Origin of the sequence: Amycolatopsis sp. WQ 127309 (assembly GCF_023023025.1) — a bacterium.
In the GTDB taxonomy this organism is placed as follows: Bacteria; Actinomycetota; Actinomycetes; order Mycobacteriales; family Pseudonocardiaceae; genus Amycolatopsis.
Genome location: NZ_CP095481.1, coordinates 3,492,206 through 3,513,780, shown reverse-complemented (window position 1 = coordinate 3,513,780; position 21,575 = coordinate 3,492,206). Strand labels below are relative to the sequence as shown.

Annotated in this window: 17 protein-coding genes; 4 read left to right on the top strand and 13 right to left on the bottom strand. The window is 72.5% G+C overall.

The annotated features are described in order from the left end of the window. Positions 1-25: 25 nt before the first annotated feature. Entirely contained in the window at positions 26-748 is a 723-nt protein-coding gene (locus MUY22_RS16470) for a class I SAM-dependent methyltransferase (RefSeq protein WP_247060706.1), read from the top strand. Position 749: 1 nt separating this feature from the next. Here the strand turns inward: MUY22_RS16470 and MUY22_RS16465 are convergent, their stop codons facing one another. The 4 genes from MUY22_RS16465 to MUY22_RS16450 form a co-directional block, all read right to left on the bottom strand. Next, positions 750-4,082: an error-prone DNA polymerase gene (locus MUY22_RS16465; RefSeq protein ID WP_247060705.1), complete on the bottom strand. Its 3,333-nt coding sequence runs from the start codon at positions 4,080-4,082 to the stop codon at positions 750-752. After that, positions 4,083-4,718 (bottom strand): hypothetical protein, encoded by a 636-nt coding sequence (locus tag MUY22_RS16460; RefSeq protein WP_247060703.1) that lies wholly within the window; start codon positions 4,716-4,718, stop codon positions 4,083-4,085. Positions 4,719-4,720: 2 nt separating this feature from the next. Continuing rightward, the gene (locus tag MUY22_RS16455) at positions 4,721-6,265 is read right to left on the bottom strand and encodes a DNA polymerase Y family protein (RefSeq protein WP_247063918.1); all 1,545 of its coding nucleotides are present in this window, start codon (positions 6,263-6,265) and stop codon (positions 4,721-4,723) included. A 442-nt stretch (positions 6,266-6,707) separates the two neighbouring features. Then, the gene (locus MUY22_RS16450) at positions 6,708-7,409 is read right to left on the bottom strand and encodes a hypothetical protein (protein ID WP_247060702.1); all 702 of its coding nucleotides are present in this window, start codon (positions 7,407-7,409) and stop codon (positions 6,708-6,710) included. 382 nt (positions 7,410-7,791) lie between these two features. Here MUY22_RS16450 and MUY22_RS16445 point away from each other — a divergent pair, with 382 nt between their 5' ends. Both MUY22_RS16445 and MUY22_RS16440 read left to right on the top strand, forming a co-directional pair. Beyond that, on the top strand, positions 7,792-8,280 hold the full coding sequence (locus tag MUY22_RS16445) for a GNAT family N-acetyltransferase (protein WP_247060700.1): 489 nt from the start codon (positions 7,792-7,794) through the stop codon (positions 8,278-8,280). A 46-nt stretch (positions 8,281-8,326) separates the two neighbouring features. Then, positions 8,327-9,079: a hypothetical protein gene (locus tag MUY22_RS16440; protein ID WP_247060699.1), complete on the top strand. Its 753-nt coding sequence runs from the start codon at positions 8,327-8,329 to the stop codon at positions 9,077-9,079. Positions 9,080-9,086: 7 nt separating this feature from the next. Here the strand turns inward: MUY22_RS16440 and MUY22_RS16435 are convergent, their stop codons facing one another. The 9 genes from MUY22_RS16435 to MUY22_RS16395 all read right to left on the bottom strand — a co-directional run bounded on the left by MUY22_RS16435 (position 9,087) and on the right by MUY22_RS16395 (position 19,129). After that, a complete protein-coding gene (locus tag MUY22_RS16435; protein ID WP_247060698.1) occupies positions 9,087-9,848 on the bottom strand; it encodes a hypothetical protein in 762 nt (253 codons plus the stop codon). A 27-nt stretch (positions 9,849-9,875) separates the two neighbouring features. Then, entirely contained in the window at positions 9,876-11,447 is a 1,572-nt protein-coding gene (gene purH, locus MUY22_RS16430; RefSeq protein WP_247060697.1) for a bifunctional phosphoribosylaminoimidazolecarboxamide formyltransferase/IMP cyclohydrolase, read from the bottom strand. After that, a complete protein-coding gene (purN, locus tag MUY22_RS16425) occupies positions 11,437-12,054 on the bottom strand; it encodes a phosphoribosylglycinamide formyltransferase (protein ID WP_247063916.1) in 618 nt (205 codons plus the stop codon). The genes purH and purN overlap by 11 nt, the downstream gene beginning before the upstream one ends. Before the next feature lie 78 nt (positions 12,055-12,132). Next, positions 12,133-13,638, bottom strand: coding sequence for a DUF6350 family protein (locus MUY22_RS16420; RefSeq protein ID WP_247060696.1), 1,506 nt, complete (start codon positions 13,636-13,638; stop codon positions 12,133-12,135). A gap of 146 nt (positions 13,639-13,784) precedes the next feature. Further along, on the bottom strand, positions 13,785-14,576 hold the full coding sequence (locus tag MUY22_RS16415; protein ID WP_247060691.1) for a DUF5336 domain-containing protein: 792 nt from the start codon (positions 14,574-14,576) through the stop codon (positions 13,785-13,787). A 207-nt stretch (positions 14,577-14,783) separates the two neighbouring features. Next, a complete protein-coding gene (gene sucD, locus MUY22_RS16410; protein ID WP_247060690.1) occupies positions 14,784-15,674 on the bottom strand; it encodes a succinate--CoA ligase subunit alpha in 891 nt (296 codons plus the stop codon). Between the two features lies 1 nt (position 15,675). After that, complete coding sequence (gene sucC / locus MUY22_RS16405; RefSeq protein ID WP_247060688.1) at positions 15,676-16,845, bottom strand: ADP-forming succinate--CoA ligase subunit beta; 1,170 nt, start codon at positions 16,843-16,845, stop codon at positions 15,676-15,678. A gap of 119 nt (positions 16,846-16,964) precedes the next feature. After that, a complete protein-coding gene (locus MUY22_RS16400) occupies positions 16,965-17,309 on the bottom strand; it encodes a hypothetical protein (protein ID WP_247060686.1) in 345 nt (114 codons plus the stop codon). Next, the gene (locus tag MUY22_RS16395; RefSeq protein ID WP_247060684.1) at positions 17,306-19,129 is read right to left on the bottom strand and encodes a hypothetical protein; all 1,824 of its coding nucleotides are present in this window, start codon (positions 19,127-19,129) and stop codon (positions 17,306-17,308) included. The genes MUY22_RS16400 and MUY22_RS16395 overlap by 4 nt, the downstream gene beginning before the upstream one ends. Before the next feature lie 1,689 nt (positions 19,130-20,818). On the opposite strand from MUY22_RS16395, the gene MUY22_RS16390 reads away from it, so the two are divergent. Then, entirely contained in the window at positions 20,819-21,499 is a 681-nt protein-coding gene (locus tag MUY22_RS16390; protein WP_247060682.1) for a M23 family metallopeptidase, read from the top strand. Positions 21,500-21,575: the final 76 nt, after the last annotated feature.

Sequence of the window (21,575 nt, the reverse complement as noted above, 5' to 3'; positions counted from 1 at the left end):
TTGAGCCGGTCACTACGTTGGCGTTGTGCCTGATCACGCCTTCGACGACGCCGGACTCGCCGCGCTGTACGACGCCTTGAACCCGCGGGAGAGCTCCGGCGACTTCGCGTTCTACCTGCCGATGATCATGGCCGCGGAGTCGGTGCTGGACGTCGGCTGCGGCACCGGCTCGCTGCTGCACTGGGCCCGCGAGTCCGGCCACACCGGCCGGCTGGTCGGCCTCGACCCGGCTCCCGGGATGCTCGCGCAAGCCCGCCGTCGTGACGACGTCGAGTGGGTGCTCGGCGATTTGTCGACCGCACGCTGGGACAGCGAGTTCGACTTCGCCGTGATGACCGGGCACGCGTTCCAGGTGCTGCTGACCGACGACGAGCTGCGGACGACGTTCGCCGCGATCCACCGCGCGCTGACCCCGGCCGGCCGCTTCGGGTTCGACACGCGCAACCCCGCGCGTCGCGCCTGGGAGCGCTGGACGCCGGAGAACGTGTCGCAAGCGGGCACGGTGCGTTCGTGGAACGACGCCGGCCCCTTCGAGGACGGCCGCGTCACCTTCAAGACGACCTTCGAGAGCCCGGGCTGGGACGCGCCGCGGTTCAGCGAGTCGACGTTGCGTTTCCTCGATGTGCCAACACTTTCCGCCTTCGTGGCGGAGGCCGGCCTGGTCGTCGACGAGCAGTATGGCTACTGGGACCGCACGCCGGTGACCGATTCCAGCCCGGAGATCGTCACGATCGTCCGCCGCGCCTGAGTCACTGGAAGTCGCGCGACTTCGCCTTGATCCGCATCGGCAGCGCCTCGACGCGGTCGGCGAGGACGCTGAGCACGCCGTCGGCCTTCTCGACGACGCCGCGGATCAGCAGCGCCGAGCTGCCGCGCGCGACGCGGTGGTAGCGCTGCCACAGGCCGAGCGTGCAGATCACGTTGACCATCCCCGTCTCGTCCTCGATGTTGAGGAACGTGATCCCGCCCGCCGTCGCCGGGCGCTGCCGGTGGGTGACCGCGCCGCCGATCAGCACGCGCGCGCCGTCGTCGTGGTCGGCCAGGCGGGCCGCCGGGACGACGCCGAGCGCGTCGAGGCGGTCGCGGATGAACTCGGTCGGGTAGCTGCCCGGCGAGACGCCGGTGGCCCAGACGTCCGCGGCCGCGACGTCGAGGCCGTCCATCCCGGGCAACGTCGGGGCCTGCGCGCTGATCAGGCCCGGGAGCTTCTCCGCGCGTTCACCGGCGACCGCGCCCGCGGTCCACAACGCCTGCCGGCGATCGCCGCCGAAGCTCTCGAACGCCCCCGCCGTGGCCAGCGCCTCGATCTGCGGCGTGGTGAGCCGGACGCGGCGGGCGACGTCGGCCATGTCCGTGTAGCCGCCCGTTTCCCGTTCGGTCACGATCTTCTTCGCCAGCTCCTCGCCGATCAGCCGGATCGTGCTCAGCCCGGTGCGCACGGCGTGCAGCTTTCCCCCGTCCGGCTCCAAAGTGGCGTGCGGCAGGCTGCGGTTGATGTCCGGGCCGTGCACGGTGACGCCGTGGCGGCGCGCGTCGGCGACCAGCGACTGCGGTGAGTAGAAGCCCATCGGCTGCGCGCGCAGCAGGCCCGCCAGGAACGCGTCCGGGTGGTAGAGCTTGAAGTAGGCACTGGAGAACACCAGGTGCGCGAAGCTCAGCGCGTGGCTCTCGGGGAAGCCGAAGTTCGCGAACGCCTTGAGCTTCAGGAAGATCTTCTTCGCGAGCTCTTCCTCGACGCCGTTGGCGGCCGCGCCCTCGAGGAACCGCTGCCGCAGCCGGTCCATCTTGCTCTCGGAACGTTTCGAGCCCATCGCGTGCCGCAGCTGGTCGGCCTCCGCCGCGGTGAAGTTCGCGACGTCCAACGCGATCTGCATCATCTGCTCCTGGAACAGCGGCACACCCTTGGTCTTGTGCAGCGCCTTCTCCAGCAGCGGGTGGTCGTAGGTCCAGGTCTCCTTGCCCTGCTTGCGGCGGATGTACGGGTGCACCGAGCCGCCCTGGATCGGCCCGGGCCGGATCAACGCCACCTCGACGGCGAGGTCGTAGAACTCGTCGGGCTTCAGGCGCGGCAGCGTCGCCAGCTGCGCCCGGCTCTCGACCTGGAAGACACCGACCGCGTCGGCGCGGCACAGCATCTCGTAGACCTTCTGGTCGGTGAGGTCCAGCTCGGCGAGGTCGACCTTGTCGCCCTTGTACTCCTCGACGAGGTCGAGCATGTAGTGCAGCGCGGAGAGCATGCCCAGGCCGAGCAGGTCGAACTTGACCAGGCCGGCGGCGGCGCAGTCCTCCTTCTCCCACTGGATCACGCTGCGGTCGGCCATCCGCGCCCACTCGACCGGCACGACCTGGCTGACCGGTTCCTGGCACATGACCATCCCGCCGGAGTGGATGCCGAGGTGGCGCGGGAAGTCCTCGAGCGCGAACGCGAGCTGCACGACCTCGTCCGGGATGTCGTGGTCGTGGTCCTTTTCGGTGTCGCGCAACGAGCCCCAGCGGTCGATCTGCTTGCTCCAGGCGTCCTGCTGGCCGGGCGAGTACCCGAGCGCCCGCGCGGCGTCCCGGACCGCGGACCGGGCGCGGTAGGTGATGACGTTCGCGACCTGCGCGGTGTTGAGCCGGCCGTGTTTCGCGAAGACGTACTGGATGGCCTCTTCGCGGCGGTCGGACTCGATGTCGAGGTCGATGTCCGGGTAGCCGTCGCGGTCCGGAGCGAGGAAGCGCTCGAAGAGCAGTTCGTAGGCGACGGAGTCGACCTTGGTGATGCCGAGTGCGTAGCAGACGGCCGAGTTCGCGGCCGAACCGCGGCCCTGGCACAGGATGTCGTTCTCGCGGCAGAACCGCACGATGTCCCAGACGATCAGGAAGTACCCGGGAAAGCCGAGTTCTTCGATGATGGCGAGTTCGTGCTTGATCTGCGCTTTCGCTTTGGCCTCGTGGTCCTTGCCGCCGAAGCGTTCTTCCGCGCCCGCGTTCGTGAGTTCGCGCAGGTACGTCGTCTCGGTGTGGCCTTTGGGGACGTCGAACGGGGGCAGCTTGGGCGCGAGGAGTTTCAGCGGGAACGCGCATTCGATGCCCAGCAACGCCGAACGCCGTACCGCGCCGGGATAACGCCGGAACATCACGTCCATCTCCGCGCCCGAGCGGAGGAAGGCCGCGCCGTCCGCGGGAAGCCAGCCTTCGAGGTCGTCGATCGCCCGCCGGGCCCGGATCGCGGCGAGCGCGTCGGCCAGCCGGGCCCGCTCGGGCCGGGCGTAGTGCGCGGCGGTGGTGGCGACGGTGGGCAGCCCGAGCTCTTTCGCCATTTCGCTGAGCAGATCGTTGTGCGTGCTGTCGAGCGGCTGCCGGTGGTCGGTGAGCTCGACGTAGACGTTGTCACGGCCGAACCTCTCGACGAGGCTTTGCAGGCTCTCGGCGGCGGCCGCCGGGCCGTGCGTGACGAGGGCCGAGCGCACCGCACCCTTGCGGCAGCCGGTGAGCACCACACACTGCCCGGCGACCTCCTCGGCGACCGCGTCGAGGTCGTAGACGGGCCGGCCCTTCTCGGCCTTGGCGCTCCGGCCGTCGAACCCGGACAACTGCCCGGCGGTGATGGCGCGACAGAGAGCCCGGTACCCCTGATCCCCGCGGGCGAGCAGCAGGAGGTGCTCGCCTTCGGGGTCGGCGACGCCGTTCTGCGGACCGCGGAGCCCGAAGCTGAGTTCGGTACCGAAGACGGTGTTCACGCCGAGTTCCCGCGCGGCCTCGGCAAACCGCACGACGCCGTACATGCCGTCGTGATCGGTGAGGGCGATGGCGTCGAGGTTGAGGCGGGCGGCCTCCTCGACGAGTTCTTCGGGATGGCTGGCGCCGTCGAGAAAGCTGAAGTTGGAGTGGCAGTGCAGTTCGGCGTAGGGCACCCGGACGGCCTCGCCGCCGTCGTCGGTGCTGCGTCCGGGCAGGTCGTCCGGCCGCTGGTAGCCCTCGCGGTGGCGGCTCCAGGCGGGGCTGTCGCCGTGGTCGCCGCGCGCACCGTGGTCGCCGTGGTCGCCGTTCAGCCGCCTCGCGAGGTCCTTCCAGGGGACGGGCGGGTTGTTCCACCCCATCTAGCGGCTCCGGTCCTCGGGATCGTCGTTGTCGTTGTTCCGGCCGTCGTTGCTCCGGTTGCGTTCCCGAGTCGCGTCAAGCTCTTCACGGCGGCTTCGGTCGATGGCGTCGTCCAGCTCCCGCCAGGGGCGCTGCTCATCGAGCCGATTCGAGCGGCTTGGCCGTCCGGCCTGGATGTCGGGATCGCGCAGCGGCCAGCGCGGCACCTCGGGCTCGGCCACGCGATCGCCGATCTCCGCACGCTCCGCCGCTTTCCGGCGATGCCAGTTGGAGGGATGGTTCCAGCGGCTCCGCTCCTCGGCCGCACTCCGGCTTTCCGGCTCCCGGCCCTCTCGGCCCTCCGCCGCAGTCCGGCCCTCCTCCTCAGCTCGGCTCTCCGGCTCGCCGCCGTCTCGGCCCTCCGCCGCAATCCGGCCCTCCGCCTCAGTCCGGTCCTCCTCCTCAGCTCGGCTCTCCGACTCGGCGCCCTCTCGGACTTCGGGCGCAGTCCGGCCCTTTGCGTCGCGGGGGCGGCGATTCTCCTCGGAGCGCCGGGGTAGCGGAATCGCCACGTCGTCGGAGTCCGGGCGGGGGCGCGGCGTCCCCGGGTCGGCGCGCAACCAGTCGCGCAGCAGGCGTGCGTAGTCCTCGTCCATGCTCAGTCGTACACTCCCTCAACCGTCCACAAAGGATTCTCGGTGCCCGCGCAGTGCACCAGCACCGCTTCGGGTGGCTCATCCGGTCCGGCCGCGAGCAGCAGCTGGAGCCGCGCCCGCTGCGGACGCGGCCGCCGGCGGTCGCCCGCGAGCGGCCACGGGCCGGCCCAGCCCACGACGTCCCGCGGTGCCCCGCCCGCGACGCTCAGCCGCCGCGGCGGTGCGGTGACCCACTCGCGCGCGGTGATCCCGACGGCGCGGCCTTCGGCGTCGAAGACCTGGGCGGGCACCGGCCGGTCGAGGACGGTCGCCGGGGAGGGCGCGGGGAGGCGTCCCGGCCAGGTGGCGCCGGCGGGCGTCGTCCGCTCGCGCGGGTCGCCCCACGGCACGAGCCGGAGCCGGGCCGCCGGGTCGCGGCCGCCGTCGAGCAGCGGGGTGAGCACGCCTTCGGGCCCGAGCAGCCCCTGGACCCGGACGAACGCCCGCGCCGCGCGTTCGTCGGCCTCCGCCAGTCCGCCTTCGCCACCCAGCTCGAGCTGCAGCGACCGCCCCTCGACGGTCTCCTCGGGCTCCAGCCGCAGCCGCACCACGCCGGACTTCGGCCGGTGCCCGGGCCGCAGCCAGCCTTCGAACTGCCAGCGCACGCGATCGGCGACCCCGGCGGGCGTCAGCGGTTCCGCGCAGCGCCACACCCGGCCGAGCTGTTCGCCGTCTTCGGTGACGGCGTGGATGCCGAGCCGGGTGCAGGCGAGCCCGTGGCCCGCCAGCCCGGCGCAGAACCGCGTCGCGAGGCCCTTTGCGAGGAACGCGGCGACGTCCACCCGCTCGACGACGGGATCGAACTCCTCGGTGAGCGTCAGTTCGGGCGGTGGACGTCGCCGCAGCGGCGGACGTTCCGAGCGGCCCCGGGCCAGCCGGTGGGCGAGCATCCCGTCGGCGCCGAACCGGTTGACGACGTCACGCTCCGGCAAGGCCGCGAACGCCCCGAGCGTCCGCAACCCGAGCCGTCGCAACAGATCGACGAGTTCGGGGCGGTCGTCAAGCTCGGTGATGGGCAGCGGCGCGAGGAACTCGGCCACCCGCCCGGGTTCGACGAACGCGCCGTGCCGCGCGGCGAGCGTCGCGGCGAAAAGCCCCTCGGCGACGCCGACCTGACACTCCACACCCGCGGCGGCGGACACCTCGTCGACGAGCCGTTCGACGAGCGCGTGTTCACCCCCGAAGTACCCCGCGGCCCCCGCGACCGGCACGGCCACGAGCCCGGGACGCACCACCTCGACCCCGACGACAAGCGCCTCGACAGCCCGCGCGACGGCCTCGAACAGCCGGGCATCCCGCTCGTCATCGTTCCCGAAGACAGCCAGGTCGGGACACCGCGACTGAGCCTCCCGCCGCCGCATCCCCCGCCGCACCCCATCCCGCCGCGCGACGGCGGTACAGGCGACAACCCGGTTGCCGGCGAAGACGGCAGCAGGCCGGGTAACGGCAACACCGCCCACGGCAGCCGCGGCGACGGCCGGCCAGTCCGGGCACCACAGCACGAGCATCCGGGTCGGGAGGTCGGAGGCACTGCGTTGCGTGGGGACGGTCATCCGACCTCCCCCAGCCGACGACTCACGACGGCGCCCCGAAGCACTCCGGCATCCCGGCAAGACCGCCGACAAACCTCGGGTGCCCTGTGATCGGCGGGTCGACACGCGTGATCGAAGAGCCGACTCGCGTGAGTGAAGAGACGACACGCGAACCCGTACGGCCGGCCCGCGTGCCCGGAAGGTCGGCTCACGTACCTGAAGGGTCGACTCACGTACCCGGAGGGTCGGCTCACGCACTCGGCCGGACGACACACGCACCGCGCCGGTTGACTCGCGTGACTGGGCGGTCGACTCGCGTGATTGAAGGGACGACTCGCGTGATCGGAGAGTCGACACGTGTGGGCGGGTGGGCGGCGCGTGGTGGGGCGCACGAGTCGGGTGTCTGCTTTGGGCTGGGTCATGCTGTTTCCTCGCGTAGCGAGGTGACCGTGCCCAGGCGGGAGGTGGCGATGGAGCCCGTGGGGGTGGGGAGGTCGACGTGCGCCGAGGTCGGGCGGGCCGCCGCGCCGCGGCCTCTGGCCCGGACCACGGCCCGGCGGTGGCGGAGGTGGCCGTAGCCGTCCTCCAGGCCAGACCAGGTGTCCAGGCGGCAGGACAGCTCGACGTCCGCGGCCGGCCACGCGCCGAACGGCAGCAGCACCGCGCCGCGGTGGCGGGCACGTGCCGACAGCCGCCGCGCCACGGCCGGCTGGATCGTCGACGTCGATGTCGCCACCAGGTCGACTCCGTCCAGCAAGGCCGCTACCACCGCCGGCAGCTCCGGGCCCGGCCGCGGGATCAGCGCCACCCGGCCCAGGTCCACGCCGTACTCGGCCGCCGCCGCTAGGCCCAGCGATGGCAGGCCGACCACCGCCGCCCATGAGCCGGCGGCGGTGGCTTCGGCCAGCAGGGCGAGGAGCAGTGAACTCGCCCCGTGGACCGCCACGGTGGTTCCGCGCCGGAGGCCGGCGTCGGGCAGCAACCCGGCCAGCGCCGGGACGACCGGGAGCACCCTTCCCGTCGCCCGCGCCTGGCCGGCCTGGGCCGCGACCCGGCTCGCCGTGCTGACCCCGGGCAGGGCCGCCAGCCGGGCCACCGGCGGCTCCACCACAGCGGTCACCGCACGCACCTCCCCACCAACGGGCCAGCGACGACGGCCGCGCCTCTCCCAAAACACGACCGGCGGCCCTGGCACGCCGCGGGGAAGGCGGCGGATCCATTACCAGCATCGAACACCTGTTCGACGCATTCAGTCAACCGCGAACGCCCACCCCTGTCAAGTCACCCACAAGTGGGTAACGCCAGCCACGCAACGGCGCCCAGGAAGAGCAGCGGCAGGCGAAGCCAGAGGAACGGAAGGCGGCGTGCGTGGCCGTGCTCAGCGACCCGCCAAAGCCCAGGCCCGCAGCGCGAGCGAGGGCCAGGCCGGGAAAGAGCCGGAAGTCACCCCGCCGCCGTAATGGAGTTGCCCGCGTCCCGGCCGCGTCACTAGACAGACCGCCGTGGACATCACCGACGCCCGGCCCGACGACTGCCCCGAACTGCTGGTCCTGCAGCGCTGCTGCTGGGCCCAGGAGGCGATCCTCAACGGCACCCTCGACATCCCCGCGCTGCACGAGACCCTCGAAGACCTGCGCGACTGGACGAAGAAGTGGTCGGTGTGGACGCTGCGGGACGGCCACCGCCTGGTCGGCGCCGTCCGCGCCCGGCTCGACGGCGACCGCTGGGAGCTCGGCCGGCTGATGGTCGCCCCCGACCTCGCCGGCCGGGGGCTGGGCCGGCGGCTGCTCGAACACGCCGAGGCCTGCGCGCCCGCGGAGGCGCGCACGTTCGTGCTGTTCACCGGGGCTCGCAGCGTCCGGAACATCCGGCTGTACGAGCGGGCCGGCTACCGGCTCACCGACGTCCCGGACGCGCCGGGGCACATCCCGGGCGCCGTTCATCTCGAAAAGGACGTCACAGAGCGCGAAAAGCCCGGTCCGCCCGCCTGACGCTGCGGGGTCGGCTAGATTCCCCGGTGGACTTCCGGGGGTGGCGATGACGAAGAGACCGATCCTGTGGGCGGCCGGGGTGCTGGTCGTGGCGGGCGCGGTGCTGGCCGTCGTGCTCGCGTCCGGCGGCAGCGGCCTGCCCGGCGCGAAAGCCGCGGCCCCCGGCCCGACGACCATCGGCCCGGAGTGGCGCTCGTTCCGCGCCGACGTCACCGGTATCCGCCCCGGTCCCGACCCGTTCAGCCTGTTCGTCCAGGTCGCGCTGCCCGGCCCGGACCCCGGCTGCGTCCGGGAGCCGCGGATCGAGCAGGTCACCGAGGCCAAGACCGACATCCGCGCCGACGTCGTCTACTCGACGCGGCCCGCGGCGGGCGGCTGCGAGGACAAGGTGCCCGCCGAGCTGCGGCTGGCCACGACCGGGCCGGTCGCGGACCGCACGGTGATCCTCAACGCCGACAACGGCAACGCCTGGCACAAGCTCGGCGCCGGCTGGGGTCACTGCGCCCCGCAGGGCACCTGCGCCCCGCCCGCCGACCACTGCGACCCGGCGTGGATCGGCGCGGCGGTGTCCGCGACGGGCGCCGAGAGCAGCGGCGCCACCCGCGCCTGCGACTCGAACTGGCTGGTCCTCGACCTGCTGCTGCACCAGACCGACCCGCCGTCGCGCACGGCGTTCCGCTGGAGCGACGCCGGGTGGACGGCGTTCGCGCAGGCGAAGTCCGCGGGCTGCGCGGAGATCCGGGCGGCCGACCCGAAGTTCCCGGCGGCGCTCTGCAAGGCGCTGCCGGCACCCGCGTGAGCCGCTCCTAGCGCGGCAGCTTCTTGACGACCTCGGCGCCGACGGCCTTCACCGCGTCGTCGGCTTCCTGCTGGGGGATCGGCGAGTTCGAGAAGAACCCCTTGTCCCAGCCGGTGACCTCGACCGTGAAGACGGTTGTCCCCTTGAGCACGTGCAGTTCGGCGCCGCTGAACGCGCTTTGGGTGATCAGGCGGACCAGCGCCGCCTTGTCGCCGAGGCCGCGCACCTCGATCGGCGGTGTCTCCGGCTTGTACAGCATGAAGTTGTTCTTCGCCTGCTGCGCCGCGCCTTCGCCGGAGTACTCGACGACCCGGACGTTCAGCGTCGCGTCGCGGACGTTCTCGTCGGGACCCGGCTTGAAGCCGCAGCCGATCTGCTTCAGGCCCGGCACCGTCGCGGCGGCGCCGGGGTTGCCGCTGACGAAGCTCGGGAACCCGGCCTTCGCCAGCACCTGCGGCGGGATCTGGCATTCGGCGGGCACCGGTGACGACACCGGATCCGCGCCGGTGCTCGCGTAGTACTCGCTCGCGAAGATGCCGAGCGGGATCCCGGCGCCGAGCAGCACGACGACCGCGCCGACGATGCCGACGATCAGCCCGGTCTTCTTTTTCTTCGGCGGCTGCTGCGGACCGCCGTACCCGGGCGGCGGATACCCCTGATGCGGCGGATATCCCGGCGGCGGGTAACCCTGCTGGGGCGGGTACCCGGGCTGCTGCCCGTAGCCCGGGTACCCCGGCTGACCTTGACCGTACTGCGGTGGTTGCTGCATCGAGCCCTCCCTCTCGAAGCCCGCGGGTCAGTGCGCGAAGTGGCGCGTCCCCGTCAGGTACATCGTGACGCCCGCCTTCTCCGCGGCCGCGATCACCTCGGGGTCGCGGACCGAGCCACCGGGCTGCACGATCGCCCGGACGCCCGCCTCGACCAGCACTTCCAAGCCGTCCGGGAACGGGAAGAACGCGTCCGACGCGCCGACCGAGCCCTTGGCCCGGTCACCCGCGCGCGAGACGGCCAGCCGCGACGAGTCGACGCGGTTGACCTGGCCCATGCCGACGCCGACGGTCGCGCCGTCGGCGGCCAGCAGGATCGCGTTCGACTTCACCGCGCGCAGCGAACGCCACGCGAACTCGAGGTCGCGCAGGGTCTGCTCGTCGGCCGCCGTGCCGGTGGCCAGCGTCCACGACGCCGGGTCGTCGCCCGGCGCGTCGATCGCGTCGACGGTCTGCACCAGGACGCCGCCGGAGATCGGGCGGAACTCGATCGGCGACGGCCGGTCGATCGCCGGCAGCTTGAGCAGTCGGATGTTCTTCTTGCGCTGCAGGATCTCCAGCGCTTCGGCGTCGAAGTCCGGCGCGAGCACGACCTCGGTGAAGACCTCGGCGATCTGCTCGGCGGCCTCGCGGCTGACCGGCCGGTTCGTCGCGATGACGCCGCCGTAGGCCGAAGCCGGGTCGCACGCGTGCGCCTTGCGGTGCGCCTCGGCGATGTCCGTGCCGACAGCGATGCCGCACGGGTTGGCGTGCTTGATGATCGCGACAGCCGGCTCGGCGAAGTCGAACGCGGCGCGGCGCGCGGCGTCCGTGTCGACGAAGTTGTTGTAGGACATGGCCTTGCCGTGCAGCTGCTCGGCGTGGGCCAGGCCCGGGGCCTGGCTCTTGTACAGCGCGGCCCGCTGGTGCGGGTTCTCGCCGTAGCGCAGGACGTCGGCGCGTTCCCAGGTGGCGCCGGTGAAGTCCGGGAAGCCGGAGTCGGCAGCGTCCGCATCGGGGGCGTAGACGTTGGCGAACCACGACGCGACGGCCGTGTCGTAGGCGGCCGTGTGCGCGTACGCCTGGGCCGCGAGCCGCTTGCGGTCACCGAAGTCGAAACCGCCGTCGGCGACGCGCTCGAGCACCCAGCCGTAGCGGGCCGGGTCGACGACGACCGCGACGCTGCCGTGGTTCTTCGCCGCCGCGCGGACCATCGCCGGGCCGCCGATGTCGATGTTCTCGACGCAGTCCTCGGGGCTCGCGCCGGACGCGACGGTCTGGGTGAACGGGTACAGGTTCACGACCAGCAGGTCGAACGCCGCGATCCCGAGCTTTTCCAGCTGCGCGACGTGGTCGGCGTTGCCCTGGTCGGCGAGCAGCCCGGCGTGCACGTTCGGGTGCAGCGTCTTGACGCGGCCGTCGAGCGACTCCGGGAACCCGGTGACCTGCTCGACCGGCGTGACCGGGACACCCGCGTCGGCGATGGCCTTCGCCGTGCCGCCGGTGGACACGATCTCGACGCCGGCCGCGTGCAGGCCGGCCGCGAGGTCCAGGAGGCCCGCCTTGTCCGAGACGCCGATCAGCGCCCGGCGGACCGGCCGCCGTCCCAGGTCAGTGCTCACGAAATGTCACCTTTCGTCCGTCCACGGTGCAGCCACCGCGGCCGAGTCGCTCGATCGTTTCCACCAGCAGCCTGCGCTCGACGGCCTTGATCCGTTCGTGCAGGACGTCTTCGTCGTCGTCGTTCTCCACGACGACCGCCTCCTGGGCGATGATCGGCCCGGTGTCGACGCCGGCGTCCGCGAAGTGCACGGTCGAGCCGGTGACCTTCACGCCGGCCGCGAGCGCGTCGCGGACCGCGTGCATCCCGGGGAACGACGGGAGCAGCGCCGGGTGCGTGTTGAGCACCGTGAACCGGCCCAGGAATTCCTCGCCGAGGATCTTCATGAACCCGGCCGAGACGACCAGGTCGGGCTGGTAGGCGGCGACGGCCTCGGCCAGCGCCTTGTCCCAGGCGGCGCGGTCGGGGTGGTCGGCGACGCGGACCGTGAACGACGGGATGCTCAGGCGTTCCGCGCGGGCCAGCGCCTCGATGCCGGTGCGGTCGGCGCCGACGGCGACGACCTTGGCCGGGAAACCCGACCGCCCGGCGGCGTCCAGCAGCGCCTGCAGAAGGGTGCCGGAGCCCGACGCGAGCACGACGAGCTTCACCGGAGTGGGCAGCTCCAACCGTTGAGACAGAGCAGGCTCCTTGCCGCCGGCGGTGCGCAGCCAGGGCGCACGGCGCTTCACCAGGTCGCGTCAACCCTAACGGTCGGCCTCGCCCGGCTCGACGTCGCCGCAGGTCTCGGTGCCTCCGGTCACAGCCTCGCCGGGCTCGGCGGCACTTTCACGTGAAAGTGCCGGGTCCTCGAAGGCGTCACTTTCACGTGAAAGTGCCGGGTCTTCGAGGCCGAGTTCGGCGTCTGCCTCGGCGTCGAACTCCGTGTCCTCGTCGGGCTCTTCCTCGTCGAAGGGCTCTTCGTCCTCTTCGGACTCTTCGAAGTCTTCTAGCGCTTCGGCTGCTTCGTCGGCGTCGACGTCTTCGGCGTCCTCGAAGGCTTCGTTGTCTTCGAGAGCCTCCGGCGGCGCGGGCGGCTCGTGCTCGCCCGCGAAGAACGCCGTGAACGCGCCCGGGATGACGATCCAGCAGAACGCGACCACCGAGGCGACCCCGACCGGCACGTTCACCGGGTCGAACGGGCCGTCGCCGAGCCGGCCGCCGGACAGCGTGCCCAGCAGGACGCAGCCGAGCGCGACCACCGCGCCGGCGACCGCGACCGTGCGGATGCGCTGGGCCGGGTCGGCGTCGACCTTGCGCAGCGACCAGCCGACCAGCACGCCGGTCGCGGCCGGCAGCACCAGCAGGGCCGGCCACCAGGTGCTCGAGTGCTCGGGCAGCCCGCCGAGGATCGGGACGCCGGGCACGGCGCCGCCGTGGTAGCCGAACATCCCGACGTTCAGGCCGCCGATCGAGAACCCCGGGCCGGTGACGAAGGACAGCGCCGCCGTCACGGCGTTCGGCAGGTACAGCACGGAAAGCAGGAAGAGCCCGAAGCTGTTGCCCAGCCCGGGCTCGTACATGTCGGCCACGGTCGACCAGGACGCGGCGGTCGCGGCGGTGAAGACCGCGGCCCCGCAGGCCAGCAGCACCGCGAGGCCCAGGGCGCCGGCCCGGATCCCGCGCAGCGCCATCGGGTCGACGCGGTCGGCGACGAAGTCCGGCAGCCCGCAGGCCGCGGTGATGCCCACGGCCGAGGCCACGGCGGCGAGCAGCCCGGGCACCGCGCAGGCGACCAGCGGGTTCGCCGTCACCGGCGAGCCCTGCGCGCAGAGCGCGATGACGAGCCCGAACACCGCGTGCGCCGCGGTGACCGTGACGAACACCGGCAGCGCCTCACGCGGCGAGCGGCAGCCCAGCCGCTGGGTGGCGCCGGACGCCGTCCGCGCGGCCAGCGCGACCGCGCCGAGGGTCGGCAGCAGCGGCAGCAGGCCGAGCGGGTGCCCGCCGATGCCGAGGCGCACCTGGTGCGCGGCGAGCCAGCCGGGCGCCGCGGCCAGCAGCACGCCGAAACCCGAGAAGACGGTGCGTTCGGCGGTGAGCGTGACGAGGGTCAGCACAGTGGCGACGACGGCGTAGCCGGTGACCAGCGGGCCCAGCGCGGCCGCGAGCAACACCCGCACCCGCGCCGCGCCGGTGGGGTCGACGTCGGCTTCGAAGTCGCTCACCGGCTCTTCGCGGGGGTCGCGGGTGAGCAGGTCCATGATCCGCACCTTGACATCCGGGCTGGTCCGTACGGGTGAGCCACGCCGCCTCCGACCTGCGTGGCGAAGCTAACCCACCCGGTCGGGTAACCCCCTGAGTGCAAAACACCCGCTGTGACACGGAGGGTCACAGCGGGTGTTTCACGCGGAAGGCGTCAGCTCGACTTGCCGAATCCCCCGGGCGGCGTGCCCGGGTTGTCGGACGGCGGCTGCTGGAAGAACTGGCCCTGCATCGGGGCGTACGTCGTGGCCTGCGGCGGCGGGTTGGTGGACGGCGGGTTCGGCGAGCCGTACTGGCCCGGCTGCGCGAACGGCGCCGAGGGCTCCCCCGTCGAACCGGCCGGGCCCGGCTGCTGCTGGCCGTACTGGGGCCCGCCCTGCGGTCCGCCCTGGCCGAACTGCTGCCCGCCCGGCTGGCCGAACTGGCCGCCCTGGCCGCCGTAGGACGGCGCGGCGGGCTTCGGCGCCGGCGGCTTGAGCACGTCGTGCTCGATGAGCAGCGCGCCGACCGCGCCGACCATCTGCAGGATCGCCAGGATCAGGACGACGATGACGAGGCCCGGCGTGTTCTGCAGCGAGACCAGCGTGTCCAGGACCTCGAGGGTGCCGAGGACGCTGAACAACGCGGCGAACGGCAGGGTCCGCGGGCCCTTCGGCAGGGCGTGCATCGCGGCGAGCAGGCCGCCGGCCAGCAGGAACGTCGTGCCGAGCCCGAGGTCGGCGTTGTCGGAGAAGCCCAGGAAGTACTGGACGATGCCGAGGACCGCGACGATGAGCGCGAGCAGCAGCGGCAGGTTCTGCGGCAGGCCCGCGAGGCCCGACGGCGCCTGGTGCGAGTGCTGCGGCTGGTGCTGTTGCTGCTGGAAGCCACCGGGGGGCGGGGGTCCGGGGGGCTGCTGGCCGCCACCCTGCTGGGGGTAGCCAGGCCCACCGCTGGGGAAGGTCATCGGGATGCACTCCTGTCGGTTCGACCGGCACTCCGGGGCACGAGGGCGCCCGGGAAAGACGAGGCGGCTTGTGTGCGCAGAACGCTAGCGCACTCGCAGGCCACCAGCCCATCAGACGCGTGAATACCTCAGGAGGTTTCGTCTTGAAACCAGGAAAGGCCGGGCACCCTGTGGGTGCCCGGCCTCACCAGGAGTTATCCCTCGGTATCAGCCGAGGTTGTTGTACAGCTCACGCGCCAGGACGGCGGTCTCGCTCGGGGTCTTCCCGACCTTGACGCCGGCGGCCTCGAGGGCCTCCTTCTTGGCGGCGGCCGTGCCGGAGGAGCCGGAGACGATGGCGCCCGCGTGGCCCATCGTCTTGCCCTCGGGCGCGGTGAAGCCCGCGACGTAACCGACGACCGGCTTCGTCACGTTGTCCTTGATGTAGGCCGCGGCGCGCTCTTCGGCGTCGCCACCGATCTCGCCGATCATCACGATGACCTTGGTCTCGGGGTCCGCCTCGAACGCCTCGAGAGCGTCGATGTGGGTGGTGCCGATGATGGGGTCACCGCCGATGCCGACCGCGGTGGAGAAGCCGATGTCCCGCAGTTCGTACATCATCTGGTAGGTCAGCGTGCCGGACTTCGACACGAGGCCGATCTGGCCCGGGCCCGAGATGTCGGCCGGGATGATGCCGGCGTTCGACTTGCCGGGGCTGATCACGCCGGGGCAGTTCGGCCCGATGATCCGGGTCGTGTTGCCCTTCGCCACCGCGTGCGCCCAGAAGTAGGCCGAGTCGTGCACCGGGATGCCCTCGGTGATGACGACGGCCAGCGGGATCTCGGCGTCAATCGCCTCGACGACCGCGTCCTTCGCGAACTTCGGCGGCACGAAGATGACCGACACGTCGGCGCCGGTCTCCTTGATGGCCTCTTCGACCGTGCCGAAGACCTTCAGGTCCTTGCCCTCGATGGTGACGGTCTGGCCGGCCTTGCGGGCGTTGACGCCGCCCACGATGTCCGTGCCGGACTTCAGCATCTTGGTGGCGTGCTTCATGCCCTCGGAGCCGGTGAGCCCCTGGACGATGACCTTGCTGTTCTCGTTGATGAAAATCGACATCTCACGCACCTGCCGCGGCGAGCTCGGCAGCCTTGTCGGCCGCGTTGTCCATTGTGTCCACCACGGTGACCAGCGGGTGGTTCGCGTCGGCCAGGATCTGGCGACCCTCGACGACGTTGTTGCCGTCCAGCCGGACGACGAGCGGCTTGGAAGCCTCGTCACCCAGGATCTTCAGCGCCTCGACGATGCCGTTCGCCACCGCGTCGCAGGCGGTGATGCCGCCGAAGACGTTGACGAAGACGCTCTTCACGTCGGTGTCGTTGAGGATGACGTCCAGCCCGGCCGCCATGACCTCGGCCGACGCGCCGCCGCCGATGTCGAGGAAGTTCGCCGGCTTCACGCCGCCGTGCTTCTCGCCCGCGTACGCCACGACGTCCAAAGTGGACATGACGAGGCCCGCGCCGTTGCCGATGATGCCGACCTGGCCGTCGAGCTTCACGTAGTTGAGGTTCTTGGCCTTGGCCTTCGCCTCGAGCGGGTTCTCCGCGTCCTTGTCGACCAGGGCCTCGTGGCCCGGCTGACGGAAGTCCGCGTTCTCGTCGAGGGTGACCTTGCCGTCCAGGGCGATGATCTTGTCCTGCGGGTCACGGACCAGCGGGTTGACCTCGACGAGGGTGGCGTCCTCGGAGACGAAGGTCTCCCAGAGCTTCACGACGACGTCGGCGGCCTCGTCGATGATGTCGGCCGGGAAGTTGCCGGCCTTCAGGATCTCGAGGGCCTTCGCCTTGTCGACGCCGGTGATCGAGTCGACCGGGATCTTGGCGAGCGCCTCGGGACGCTCGACGGCGAGCTGCTCGATCTCCATGCCGCCCTCGGAGGACGCCATCGCCAGGAAGGTCCGGTTGGACCGGTCCAGCAGGAAGGAGAAGTAGTACTCGGACGAGATGTCCGAGGCTTCGGCCACCAGCACGCGACGCGTGATGTGGCCCTTGATGTCGAGGCCGAGGATGGCTTCCGCCTTCTCCTTCGCCTCGTCGGGCGTCTGGGCCAGCTTGACGCCGCCCGCCTTCCCGCGGCCGCCGACCTTCACCTGCGCCTTGACGACGACCTGGTTACCGATCTGCTCCGCGGCGGCCTTGGCTTCTTCGGGGGTGCTAGCCACCGAGCCCGGCAGAACCGGTACTCCGTGGGCGGCGAAGAGATCCCTCGCCTGGTACTCGTAGAGGTCCACTACTCCAGTCTCCTGACGACACGCCACTGTGGTGGTCCGCACTACCGGACCGCGCTGTCGGACCAGTCGAGGTTAGCGACCTGCGCGAACGCAGGGCACTCCGCACCTGGTGAAGTCGGTCACCGTACGCGGTCAGACGGTGTTCCCGAGGTGTGAGACCGCCCACCGCGCAACCATTCCGCCGCTTCTTCGGGGGTTTCGAAGACGCCGCTCGCCGGGTCCGCGGGCTCGTCGAGGTAGAAAACGCGAACGTCTTTCAGGGTCGCCCGCAGCTCGCCGCCGAGCACGCCGACCGCGTCCGGGTCCTCCTGCTCGGCGATGCGGAGGACCTGCTCGGTGGTGTCCAGGGGGCCGGCGTGGACGACCTCCATGCCTTCGTCGCGCAGGACGCGGCCCAGCGCGACGGCGCGCGGGTCGGGCCCGCCGAGCTCGACGACGAGCACCCGCGGCATCGCCCGGCTCACGCCGTCCGCCGGGCACCCGCGGCCGACATGGCCGCCGCGGCCAGCAGCGCGACGGCCGCGGCGAGCGCGACCCAGAACCCGGTCGCCGGGCTCGCGCCGCCGAGCGAGCCGCCGACGAGCGGCAGCTCCGCGGCGTGCAGCAGGGCGAGCAGCGCGGCCCCGGCCAGCAGGGCCGCCGCCGGTTTCGGCCGCGACCGCAGGGCGAGCACCGCCGCGCCGACGACCACCGCGGCCGCCGTCAGCAGCCCCCACGAAGGCGTGTCGAAGTCCGACCAGAGCCCGGGCGCGACGTAGCCGGGCACGCTGAAGACGGGCAGCCCGAACGCCGCGACGGCCAGCACGGCCCCGGCCACGACGGGCGTGAGCACACCACCGTTGGCCCGGCTGCCGTCCACCGCGTCCTCGCGTTCGACGACGCCGGTCCCGACGGCGGCGAGCGCGGCCAGGACGGCGAGCACGAGCGCGGCGAACGTCCACGCGGCGCCGGCCCCGAGGTCGTAGGTGAAGGCGGGCGTGGCGCTGGAAGCGCCGTTCAGGTCGGCCCCGCCGAAGCCGGCGAGGTTGCCGGCCTGGGTGGCGGTGAGCGCGGTGTTCAGCACGGCCGTCCCGGCCAGGACGATCCCCGCCCAGGCGAGCCCGAGCAGCGCCCGCGCGCCGGGCGCCGTTTTCGGCGTCAGGACGCCGAAGCTCAGCACGGCCACCACGATCGCGGCGGTGAGCAGGAACCACCGGGCCGGGCTCTCGGCGGCCGCGCTGACGGGCGTCGCGGCGGCCGGGTTCAGCGCGGTGACGGCGACCTGCGGCGCGAGGGTGCCGATCACGGCGGCGACCGCCGTGGCCAGGCCGAGGAGGCCGGTCGTCAGCCGCCACCAGAACAAGCCGGGCAGTTTCGCCTCGCCGGCCAGGTTCTCGGCGTCTTCTTCCGAGGTTTCGGTCAGCCGGGTGCCCGCGAGCCCGGCGACGGCCGCCATCGCGACGAGCACGAGGACCGGCCCCCAGGTGACGTGCAGGTCGTCCCGGACGAGACCGGCCACCACGGGCGGCGCCGCGACACCGAACGCGGCCGCGGCGAGCCCGCCCAGGGCCCCACGGGCCACGTGTTCGAACGGTGCGGCCAGCGCCAGCACGGCGGCGAACGGCAGCGCGACGGCGAGCAGGAGGTACCCGCCGAGCGCGGGCCACGGCCCTTCGAAAGCGGAGCGGGCGAGCAGGAAACCGTTGTCCGACAACACAGGCGCGGTCAGCAGCCCGACGGATGCCGTGACGGCGAGCAGCGGGACGAGCAGCCGCCACCGCCGCCGTTCGGGCTCGTCGTCCCGCGCCCGGACGGCCCGCCAGGCGAGCACCCCGGCGACCGCGGTGAGGACGTCCCCGGCGACGAGCAGCCAGAACCCGCCCCCGACGGCCGAGCCGCTCACGAACCGGTCGGGCAGGTAGAGCTCGGGCCGGATGGTGAGCGGCCCGTTGACGGCGAACTGCAGGTCGAGCACCAGCCGCCCGGGAGCGAGCGCGGCCAGCCCGACCACGACGCCGGCGGCCAGCCCGGGTTTGCCGCGCACGAGGAAGGCGGCCACGACGGGCCCGAGCGCGAGAACGGCCAGCCACGGCCAGCTCGTGAACCCGGGCCCGGCGGCCGGGGAGACGTGGACGAAGGCCGCGACGGTCAGCGCGACCGCGCCGAGTGCGACCAGCACGAGGGCGACGGTGAGCTGCGGGGTGGGGCTGGGGTCGTCTTCCCAGGAGGTGATCGGGGGATCTTCCGGGGGTTCGGCCGGCTTGCCGGGGCGTCGGGTGGAGGGGGCGCGTGAAGGTGTGGCCACAGTGGAACCTGACTCGGCTGAGGGCTTGCGCCGGTATTCGGCGGCGGAGGAAGTCCGCGCGGGCACAGGGGAATCGCCGGAATCCGACGCCGCGTCGCTGGGGTCGGTTGGCTCGGCGGGTTCGCGCGGGGCCGTGAAGCCGAGTGCGGGCGTCGCGGTGGAGTCCGGCGCCGACGCGGGGCCGGACGGCTGAGGGGATCGCGCGGCGGCGGGGCCCGGCGCGGGCGTCTCCGCAGGGTCCGGCGCCGATTCGGGGCCGGCCGACTGGGGAGATCGGCGTACGGCGGTGGAGCCCTGTGTGGAGGTCGCCGCAAGCTCCGGCGCCGATTCGGAGCCAGCCGACTGAGCGGATCGGCCCACAGCGGCAGGGCCCCGCGTCGAAACCGTCGCAGGGTCTGGCGCCGATGCCGGGCTGGCCGACGGGGCAGGCCGGGGCACGGCGGTGGAGCCCGGCGCGGGCGTCTCCGCAGGGTCCGGCGTCGATGCCGGGCCAGTCGGCTGGGGGGATCGGCCCACAGCGGCAGGGTCCCGCGTCGAAGCCGCCGCAGGGTCCGGCGCCGATGCCGGGCTGGCCGACTGGGCAGGCCGGGGCACGGCGGCGGAGCCCGGCGCGGGCGTCTCCGCAGGGTCCGGCGTCGATGCCGGGCCAGTCGACTGGGGGGATCGGCGCACGGCGGCGGAGCCCAGCGCGGGCGTCTCCGCAGAATTCGGCGCCGACGCGGTGCTGGCCGGCTGACGGGATCGGCGTCCGGCGGCGAAGCCCTGCGTGGAAGTCGCCGCCGGGTCCGGCGCCGGTGCGGCTGCGGGGTCACGACGCTGTGCGGCCGCGCCTTGGTCGGGGGTCTGCCGCGCCCGATCGGGCTCCTGGGCGGGTTCGCTCGTGGTCGTGAAGCCCAGTGCGGGCGTCTCCGTGGCGTCCGGCGCCGGTCGCGTGGCGGGGAAGCCCGCCGTTGGCGGGTCCGGTGTGGAGTCCGTCGCTGCGGGCTTCGGGGCGTCCTTCGCTGCCTCGGCCGGTGCCGGCTGGGCTGGACGCGGCTGGGGAGGCGTCCGCTTGGCGGTGGGACCTGGGGCCTCGGGGGCCGGGTTCTGCGGGGGGCCCGGGGAGGCGGGGGCGCTCCCGGCTGGGGGCTCTGAGCGTGGGGGCATTGCCCGCGAACCTAGCAAGTCCGGGCGATTCCGGGCGGGTCGCCGGCGCTCCGGTCGTCGAGCGGTGTTCAACGCCCGTCCGCAAACCCTTATTCCGGCGGGCTGCGGCCCGGAGCACCCTCGGAGGTCTCCAACCAACCGGGGATCCTGTAAGCCAAGTCACACCAAACGCAGTAACCTCCCTTTAACTTTGCGTAATTCCTACAGGTGGACGCAAGATCGACACCACTCGATCGGCCGACGCGGGGGGCAGATCTTGCCTACAGCGGTGCCCCTTCGTTACTGTCCCCCGGTCCCCATTACAGTCAGGTCACGAAGTAGGACACCGAGCAAACCACCCCCGAGGTTGGCTCACCGGGTTCCCCCGCCCGCAGTCCTAGGCCCGGCTCCCCGACGATGGAAGGCCCTGTCTTGGCTTCACACCGCTCCCCCGGCGGCCAAGCTCCTTCCCCGGCATTGAAGGACGCACTGGAAGGTGCGGTCGTTCGTGTCCGGGGTGCGCACCGCATCGCTCCGCCCTCTTCGGCCCTTCGCGGCCGTGTCGTGGTTGCCGCTGTCGCGGCCGGTGCGTTCGCTGCAGCTGCTGCGGGCTCGACCCTCAAGACAGTCACCGACTCGGACACCGCGATCACGCCGCTGGCCAACAGCCAGGACGCCAGCGCCTCGTTCACCGCCGGAGGTGCGGGTTCCGGGGGCGCTCCCGAGCTCCTGCCGACCGGCCACGTCGTCGACGCCTCCGCCGAAGCCGCGAAGCTCGCCGACAGCGCCTCGATCACGCAGGCCCGTGAGCAGCGCGAAGCCGACGCCGCGAAGAAGGCCGCCGAAGAGGCTTCCCGGCCCAAGACCTGCCTGCCGGCGCACGGCACCTTCACCTCGGGCTTCGGTGCCCGGTGGGGCACGAGCCACCTCGGCATCGACATCGCCAACGCGATCGGCACCCCGATCTACGCCGCCTCCGACGGCACCGTGATCGACGCCGGCCCGGCCAGCGGCTTCGGCCTCTGGGTGCGCGTCCAGCTCGACGACGGCACGATCCAGGTCTACGGCCACATGAACAGCTTCTCCGTCAAGGAGGGCCAGAAGGTCAAGTGCGGCCAGCAGATCGCCGAGATCGGCAACCGCGGCCAGAGCACCGGCCCGCACCTGCACTTCGAGGTGTGGCAGAACGGCACGAAGAAGATCGACCCCCGGCCGTGGCTGGCCGCGCGCGGCATCGTCGTCTGAGTCGCCTGAGTCTTCCAAGCCGCCTGATCCGCAGTTCGCTCCACTCCTGACGGCCGCGCGAGAGCTGCACAGCAGC